The sequence below is a fragment of the Azospirillum formosense genome (assembly GCF_013340925.1).
GTDB lineage: Bacteria > Pseudomonadota > Alphaproteobacteria > Azospirillales > Azospirillaceae > Azospirillum > Azospirillum formosense.
In genome coordinates this window covers 1-6,195 of record NZ_WHOR01000309.1, presented here as the reverse complement: position 1 = coordinate 6,195, position 6,195 = coordinate 1, and the positions used below count along the sequence as shown (strand labels likewise).

Sequence of the window (6,195 nt, the reverse complement as noted above, 5' to 3'; positions counted from 1 at the left end):
GGAACCGGCCGCGCCGTCCCCCTCGGCCCCGGTCGCCTTCTATGCCCCGCACCAGAAGATCTACCCGAAGGCGGCGCGCGGCCGGTTCCGCCGCATCAAATCGGCGCTGATGGTGGGCCTGCTGGCGCTGTTCATGCTGCTGCCCTGGCTGCGCTGGGATCGCGGGGCCGGCCTGCCGAACCAGGCGATCCTGTTCGATCTGGACAGCCAGCGCTTCTATCTGTTCGCCCTCGAACTCTGGCCGCAGCACATCTACTACCTGACCGGAGCGATGATCCTCGCGGCGGTCGGCCTGTTCCTGGCGACCGCGCTGGCCGGCCGCGTCTGGTGCGGCTACACCTGCCCGCAGACGGTGTGGACCGACCTCTACGTAAAGGTGGAGGAATGGATCGAGGGCGACCGCGGCGCCCGCATCCGGCTGGACAAGGGTCCGCGCGATGCCGGCTGGCTGGCCAAGAAGACGGCCAAGCACGCGGTCTGGCTGCTGATCGCCCTGGCGACCGGGGCCTCCGCCCTCTTCTACTTCGTGGACGCGCCGGGCTATGTTGCGGACCTGCTGCGCTTCCAGCCGGGGCCGGTGGCGACCGGCTGGATCCTGTTCATGACCGCCTGCACCTACGCCATGGCCGGTTTCATGCGGGAGCAGATGTGCGTCTATGTCTGCCCCTGGCCGCGCATCCAGGCCGCCCTGCTGGACGATGAGAGCCTCACCGTCACCTATCAGGACTGGCGCGGCGACGGCCGCGCGCCGCTGCGCAAGGAGCAGAGCTGGGCGGAGCGCTCCGCCGAGGGGCTGGGCGACTGCATTGACTGCAAGGCTTGCGTCCAGGTCTGCCCGACCGGCATCGACATCCGCGACGGCCTGCAGATGGACTGCATCAGCTGCGGCCTGTGCATCGACGCCTGCGACGACGTGATGGGCCGAATCGGGCGCCCCGGCGGGCTGATCCGCTACGACACCCAGTCCGCCCAGGAGGCCAAGGCCGTGGCCCGCAAGCCTGCGCCCTACCGGCTGGTCCGCCCGCGCACCATCATCTATTCGCTGGTGATGCTGGTGGTCGGCGGGATGATGACCATCGGCGTGCTGCTGGAGCCGACGGTGGACGTCTCCGTCCTGCGCGACCGGGCGCCGCTCTACGTCACCCTGTCCGACGGCGCGATCCAGAACAGCTACACGGTCAAGATCTCCAACATGACCCGCGCCCCGCAGGGCTACCGCCTGACCGTCTCCGGCCCCAGCGGCGCCACGGTGACGGCGGCCGGCGGGGCTGCCGCTGGAGCGGCGCCGGTGCTGGGCGCCGAACCCGACACGGTGCAGACCCACCGCGTCCATGTCCGCGCCCCGGCGGGCGCCGCGGTGGCCGGCTCCACGCCGCTGACCCTCACATTGACCCGTCTGTCGGACGGGGTGGTCCATCAGGCCGAGACGGTGTTCCTGGCTCCCTGATGCGGCTCAGAGGGGACCGTCGCGGTCGCGGCGGTCCCGCGGGGCGGTGTGCCCGATGATGGCGCTGAAGCCGAACAGCAGGAGCAGGACGCCCATCACGATCTCGACCCCGCAGATCAGCCGCACCGCCCCCGTCACCGGGTGGATGTCGCCGTAGCCGACCGTGGCGAAGGTGACCAGCGAGAAGTACAGCCCCTCTGGAAAGGTCAGGTCGCGGCGCACGCCGTCGATGATGAAGTTCGGCTCCACCATGAAGCGGTCGAGGATGGTGTAGAAGGCGCCGAACATGATGATGCACAGCGAATAGAAGGTCAGGAAGGCGAAGGCCGGCAGCACCAGCCGGGCCGCCTGCTGGAAGAAGCCCTCGAACAGCAGCCCGGCGTCGAGCAGGAAGACGGCGATGTCGCGGGCGACGAGGGCGACGACGACTCCGATGGCGGTCATCGACAGCAGGAAGATCGCCGTCAGCATCTCCGGCGCCACGTCGCGCCCCGGCAGCAGGAAAGTCAGCGCGCCGATTCCCCAGACCGGGGCCATCCACAGGAAGATGCGATCGAAATGCCCGCCGTCGCGCAGGCGCCGCGACATCACGATGCTGCGGATCGTGTCGGCCCGCCACCAGGCGCCCCCGAGGAAGGCGATCAGCGGAATCGCGAAGGCGGCGGCCTGGATGTGCGACGGGATGCTGTGGAAGTTGCTTTCCAGGAAGAAGACGAAGACGCAGGCGTAGACGCCGATGAAGTTCGCCAGGGCCAGGCTGAAGAACTGGCTCCCCGGAAACAGGTAGTGGAAGGCCCCGACGACGAGGCCGACCGACCCCAGCAGGGCGAAGGCCAGATCGCCCGACACCGAGCGGATGGACAGGGCGATCATCCCCTGCATCAGCGCGGTCAGCACCGCGCCGGTCAGCCAGGACCGGCGGGGGCGCGGCCGGGACGTATGGGCGGGGCCGGCGGCCTTGCTGGAGCGGCGGTCGGGGAGGATCTGGTCCATGAGCGAACCGGTTGTCGGTGGTGCCCACCTTATAGCGCCATGGCCGGTCCCGATGGCAGGACTTTCAACCGCCCTCCCCCAACGGGCGACGGACGGTGGGCGACGGGCGGCGGGCGGCGGGCCTACCAGCCGCCCGTGCTCAGCCAGCGCTCCACCATGTCCAGCCGGTCCCAGCCCCAGAAGGGCTCGTCGTCGACGATGACGAAGGGGGAGCCGAAGACACCGCGGTCCACCGCCGCGTCGTTCTCGGCGCGCAGGCGGTCCTTGACGGTCTGGTCCTGGAGGGCCGCGGCCACCGCCGCCCGGTCGTGGCCGAGCGTGCCGGCGATCTCCACCACCGTTTCGGCGGGGCCGATGTCGCGCCCCTCCCCCCAATGGGCGTGGTAGAGGGTGCGGGCCAGCAGCTTCGCCTGCTCGGGATGCTCGTCGGTCAGCCAGTAGAAGGCGCGCGACGCGGCGACGCTGTTGGCGGGGGCCGAGTCGGGGTAGGTGAAGGGGGCGTTGGTCAGCCGGGCGATCCGGCCCACGTCATGGACCAGATACTCACCGCGCAACGGCTGCTGGAGGTTCGGCTTCATCCCCGTCACCTTGAAGATGGCGCCGAGCAGGATCGGGCGCCACGTGACGGTGCGGCCATGCGCCGCAGCGAGATCCTCGATGCGGCGGCTGGCGAAATAGCCGTAGGGCGAGGCGAAGTCGAAGTAGAAATCGATGGGGTCGGCCATCCGCGGTTCCTCCCGGTTCTGCTTTTCCGGAAAGGCTAGCGCGCGCCGAAGGTTCCGTCCAGCCGCCGACGGCCGGACGGGACTCATACGGCCGGCCGTATGACCCTTTCGCACATGGCTGCGCCATGTGCTTTCGGTATCAGACCGTCTTCACCTTGGCGTCGAAGACATAGCCGGCGCCGCGCTCGGTCTTGATGATCCGCGGCTCCTTCGGATTCGCCTCGATCTTGCGGCGCAGCCGCAGAATCAGCACGTCGATGGAGCGGTCGAACACCTCCGCCCCATCGGCGCGGGTCAGGTCCAGCAGCTGGTCACGGGTCAGCACGCGCTGCGGGCGCTTCACGAAGGCGGCGAGCAGGCCGAACTCCGCCTTGGTCAGCTCCACCTCGCGCCCGTCCTGGCTGCGCAGGCGCTGGGCGGTCAGATCCAGCTCCCAATTGGCGAACTGCACCACGGCGCGCAGGTCGTCGGGGCTGCGCGGCGGGCGTCCCTCGCCGGAGACGCGGCGCAACACGGCCTTGATGCGGGCCAATAATTCGCGCGGGTTGAACGGCTTGGTCAGGTAGTCGTCGGCGCCCAGCTCCAGCCCGACGATGCGGTCCACATCCTGGTCCTTTGACGACAGGATGATGACGGGGATGTGCGATTCGGTGCGGATCTGGCGGACCAGCCCCAGACCGTCGCCATCGGGCAGCCGCAGGTCGCAGACCACCAGATCGACGGAGTCGCTCTCCAACGCCTTCTTCGCCGCGGCCGTGTCCGGTGCGGTGGTCACGCGGTAGCCTTCCGAAGCCAGATAGGACTCCAGAAGTTCGCGCACCGGCTCATCGTCATCGACCGCGAGAATGTGCATGGCCGTTACCTCCCGTCCTCTTCATAGCTCACCGCCATGGGTGCACGCAATCGGTTACAAGCCCGTAACAGGCACTCGCCGCACGACCGATGGGTGAATCGGCTGAAACATCCTGCCGTGCGATCGAAACGAAAAAGCCGGTTTCCTGAAATCACCCGGTCATCACAGGTTGGTTTATTCCTCTCAGCCGCGAGGCGAAAGGCAAAAGCCCGCACGGAAGGGGAATCAAGATGCTCGTGCTCGACCAGTGCCTGGAACGGATGGCCCATCTCGACCGCGCCGACCGCCTGCTGAACGAGGTGCGCGTCTACAACAACCGCCTGCCGATCCGCGAAGCGCTGGCCCAGCACCGCGCGCTGCTGACCGAGGCCCGCCGCCACATCGAATCGGCGCGCACGCTGGTCGGCGAGCCATGAGCCGGAGACGCGGAAGGCTCAACAGCGCGCGGTGACCTCGATCTCGATCTTCATGCGCGGGTCGGCCAGCGGGCAGACCATGGTCGTGCCGACGGGCGGGCGGTCGCGGAATTCCTCCGCCAGGATCGGCTGAACCCGAGGGAAGTCGGCGGCATCGGCCAGATAGACCCGCATCCGCACCACATCCGACAAATCCGCCTGCGACCGCGTCAGGGTCCGGCGGATGTTGCGCAGGGTCTGGCGCGCCTGCTCCTCCACATCGCCGGCCATAGTCCGGCGCTCCGCATCGAAACCGGAAGTGCCGGACACGAACACCCATCGCCGTTCCGGAGCGTCCGCGGCTCCGGTCACACTGCCGGCCATGACGGAACGCGCGCCGTCCCCCCACCAGCCGCCGGCCACCCCTTCAGCTCCGCTCCCGCGAAGATCCATGGCGCTTCCATCCCTTATTGTTTGTGTACTTTATAGTCAGCAGAACCGACCTGGCGCCTTTATGTCACAGAGGGCCGAACCCGCACAAACTCTGCCCCGCGGCGGCTCCGCGGCATGTCGGCGCGGTTCGCGTCTTCCCGCCCGCCCAATTCTTTCCCAAATCAAAGCGTAAGCCGGGCAAGAAAGCCGGCCTCGGTCCGTCGGGTCCAGTCCGTCAGGCCAAGAACGCCCTGTCGTCCATAACGGGAGAAACCCGCATGTCCGGGATCACGAAAGCCGCCCTCTTCACCATCGCCGTGCCGCTGCTGACCGCGCCCGCCCTGGCGGCGGACCAGCCGCCGGGAGCGCTGGCGCTGAAGCGGGTGCTGCTGTCCACCGGCGGCGTCGGCTATTTCGAGCATGAGGCGCGCGTCTCCGGCGATGCGGCGCTGACCCTGGAGGTGCGCCGCGACCAGGTGGACGACGTGCTGAAGAGCATCGTGGTCTACGACGACCGCGGCGGCATCGGCACGGTGGACCTGCCGGGGCAGGAACCGCTGGAGACCGCCTTCCGCGAGCTGCCCTTCACGCCGCAGGATCTCGCCTCCCCCACCGCCCTGCTGAACGCGATGAAGGGTGCGGAGGTGCAGACCAGCGGCTCCCGCGCGGTGTCGGGCCGGCTCCTCTCGGTGACGGAGGAATACACCCAGCTTCCCAACGGCGGCGGCACCGTCACCCGCAACCGCGTCAGCCTGATGACGGCGGAGGGGCTGCGCCAGCTCGTCCTGGAGGAAACCGATTCCCTGCGCTTCGCCGACCCGCGGGTGCAGGCGCAGCTCGACTCCGCGCTGGCCGCCGTCGCCGGTGCGGCGGGCAAGGAGCGGCGGCGCCTGACCATCCGCACCACCGCCCCGCAGGCGGACGCGGGCGCCGAGCGCACCGTGCGCGTCGCCTATGTGGTGGCCGCCCCGCTGTGGAAGGCGACCTACCGCCTGACCCTGCCCGAATCGGCGCCCGGATCGGCGAAGGGGACCGAGGGCGGCACGGGCGACCTACAGGGCTGGGCCGTGCTGGAGAATCTCAGCGGCGACGACTGGAAGGGGGTGGAGCTGTCGGTGGCGTCGGGCAACCCGGTCACCTTCCGGCAGGCGCTCTACTCCGCCTATTTCGTGAACCGTCCGGAGGTGCCGGTGGAGGTGCTGGGCCGCGTCCTGCCGCCCCCCGACGAGGGCGCCGTAGCCGCCGACGTGATGGCGAAGGCGCAGGATTCGGCCGTCCGCTCCCGTGCCGCCGCCGAGTCCGGCGCCCCGACCGCCATGGCCCGTCTCTTATACACCGCCGACGCTCGCG

6 protein-coding genes and 1 pseudogene are annotated in these 6,195 nt (G+C 69.2%); 3 read left to right on the top strand and 4 right to left on the bottom strand.

Annotation, left to right across the window (positions count from 1 at the left end):
• On the top strand, positions 1-1,447 hold a 1,447-nt coding region (ccoG, locus tag GBZ26_RS25810; protein ID WP_174441289.1), incomplete at its 5' end, for a cytochrome c oxidase accessory protein CcoG.
• Between the two features lie 6 nt (positions 1,448-1,453).
• Here ccoG and GBZ26_RS25805 read toward each other — a convergent pair.
• The 3 genes from GBZ26_RS25805 to GBZ26_RS25795 all read right to left on the bottom strand — a co-directional run bounded on the left by GBZ26_RS25805 (position 1,454) and on the right by GBZ26_RS25795 (position 4,018).
• Positions 1,454-2,440: a potassium channel family protein gene (locus tag GBZ26_RS25805; protein WP_174441288.1), complete on the bottom strand. Its 987-nt coding sequence runs from the start codon at positions 2,438-2,440 to the stop codon at positions 1,454-1,456.
• 122 nt (positions 2,441-2,562) lie between these two features.
• Complete coding sequence (locus tag GBZ26_RS25800; RefSeq protein WP_137107160.1) at positions 2,563-3,165, bottom strand: 2-hydroxychromene-2-carboxylate isomerase; 603 nt, start codon at positions 3,163-3,165, stop codon at positions 2,563-2,565.
• Positions 3,166-3,304: 139 nt separating this feature from the next.
• Positions 3,305-4,018 carry a response regulator gene (locus GBZ26_RS25795; protein WP_109072303.1) on the bottom strand — a complete coding sequence of 238 codons (714 nt, stop codon included), beginning with the start codon at positions 4,016-4,018 and terminating at the stop codon, positions 3,305-3,307.
• Positions 4,019-4,248: 230 nt separating this feature from the next.
• Here GBZ26_RS25795 and GBZ26_RS25790 point away from each other — a divergent pair, with 230 nt between their 5' ends.
• Complete coding sequence (locus GBZ26_RS25790; protein ID WP_145705490.1) at positions 4,249-4,434, top strand: hypothetical protein; 186 nt, start codon at positions 4,249-4,251, stop codon at positions 4,432-4,434.
• 18 nt (positions 4,435-4,452) lie between these two features.
• Here GBZ26_RS25790 and GBZ26_RS25785 read toward each other — a convergent pair whose 3' ends face one another.
• Positions 4,453-4,866, bottom strand: a complete 414-nt coding sequence (locus tag GBZ26_RS25785; protein ID WP_174441287.1) for a Rid family hydrolase — start codon at positions 4,864-4,866, stop codon at positions 4,453-4,455.
• A gap of 257 nt (positions 4,867-5,123) precedes the next feature.
• On the opposite strand from GBZ26_RS25785, the pseudogene GBZ26_RS25780 reads away from it, so the two are divergent.
• Positions 5,124-6,195 (top strand): annotated as a pseudogene (locus GBZ26_RS25780) (DUF4139 domain-containing protein); the annotation flags it as partial.